Source organism: Promicromonospora kroppenstedtii DSM 19349 (genome assembly GCF_000515355.1).
Lineage (GTDB): Bacteria > Actinomycetota > Actinomycetes > Actinomycetales > Cellulomonadaceae > Promicromonospora > Promicromonospora kroppenstedtii.
Genome location: NZ_KI911715.1, coordinates 1 through 1,715, shown reverse-complemented (window position 1 = coordinate 1,715; position 1,715 = coordinate 1). Strand labels below are relative to the sequence as shown.

The 1,715-nt window shown below is 74.5% G+C and carries 1 protein-coding gene; it reads left to right on the top strand.

Annotation, left to right across the window (positions count from 1 at the left end; all coding sequences use genetic code 11):
- Positions 1-1,715: transglutaminase TgpA family protein (locus PROKR_RS20240; protein ID WP_036966446.1), on the top strand; the 1,715-nt coding region annotated here is incomplete at both ends.

The following is a 1,715-nucleotide window of genomic DNA, read 5'->3' as shown; positions in this document are numbered from 1 at the left end:
CTGGCTCGCTACGGCGGGCCCGGCCAGCGGTTCGAGCCGTTCGTGGGCCCGGACTCCGTGGAGCAGGTCCTCGAACGGTTCCGCCAGGCGACCGAGCTGATGAACACGCAGGTGGCTCCGGTAGACCCCGGGCCGGCCATCAGCATGGTCGCCGTGGGCGGCACGCTGCTGGTGCTGCTCGTGGTGGACTCGCTCGCCGGTGCCCGCATGCCGGGCTTCGCCGGGGTGCCGCTGCTCCTCCTGTGGACGCCGCCGCTCACCCTGATCGGCGACGTGCCGTGGCCCGTCTTCGTCATCAGCGTCACCGCGATGCTCCTGCTGCTCACGGTCGACCCGGTGGGAGTGACCCCCGGGCGGCGCGGCGACGCCGACTCCGCAGCCGTGCGCCGAGCGCAACGGTTCCGCTCCGGCATCACCGCGCTGACGTCCGTCGCGGTCGCCGCCACCTCGCTCGGCGTCGCGACCGGCATGGCCGCGCTGCCGGCGCTGGCCGGCACGTGGAACCAGCTCATCTCCACGCCGTCCGACACGGTCGAGCTGTCCTCCGAGCTCGACATGCGCCAGCCGCTGAGCGCCCGCTCGGGCAACACCGTGCTGACCTACACGATGGCCGACGGCGAGCCGACCGGCCCGCTGCGCGTCATGACCCTCACGGCGTTCGACGGCGTGCAGACCAACCGGAACGTGCCCACGGGCGGCCTCGCGGACTTCGACGCGTCGACCGTCCTCGCGCCGCCCGGTGAAGGGGCCACGGGCCAGGGGCGCCAGATGGACGTGCAGATCGGCCAGCTCAACGGCTCGGAGCTCCCGCTGCCGCTCGAGCCCCGGCGGATCGACGTGGGCGGTGACTGGGGCTACGACCCGCTCCGGGACGAGGTACGCGGCGGTGAGGGCACCGAGCAGGGCGCCCCGTACACGGTCGAGATCGTCGACCGGGCACTCACCCCGGAGCTGCTCCGGGCCGTGCCCTCCGGGGGCGACCCCCGGTCGGCCGGCTACACGGAGGTACCGGACACCGAGCACCGGGACGACATCGCCGACTACGCCCAGCGGGTCGCCGGCGACGCGCCGACCCGGTTCGACGCCGCGGTCGCGCTGCAGAACCACCTGCGCTCCGGCGCCGGGTTCGTCTACAACCCGGACGCCGACTACCGGGGCTCGTCCGACACCGTCTGGGACTTCCTGCAGAACAAGGAGGGCTACTGCACGCAGTACGCCCTGTCCATGATGGTGATGGCCCGCAGCCTCGGCATCCCGGCCCGGATCGGCGTCGGCTGGCTGCCCGGCCGGCCCGACGGCACCGGCGGCTACCGGGTCACCGGTCAGGACTCGCACGCCTGGCCCGAGATCTACTTCCCGTCCGTGGGCTGGGTCCGCTTCGAGCCGACGCCGCAGGTCCAGACCGGCCCGCTGCCCGCGTACGCGAACCCGACCACCGGCAACGCGCCCAGTGCCTCCCCCACGCCCTCGCGGGCGCCCGAGGTGCCCACGCAGCAGCCGTCGCAGCGGCCGGACGAGTCCGAGGCGGCTGCCACCCAGAGCGCGTCCGGCAACCAGGTGTCCGACCAGACCCTGCCCGGCTGGGCCTGGGTGGTGGCGGTCGTCGTCGCCCTCGGCGTGCTCGGCGGGGCGGCCTGGCTGCTCCTGCGGCGCCGCACGGAGGTCGAGGAGCTCGACCCGGAGCGGGCGTGGGCGCGGGTGCTGGCCCTGCTGGC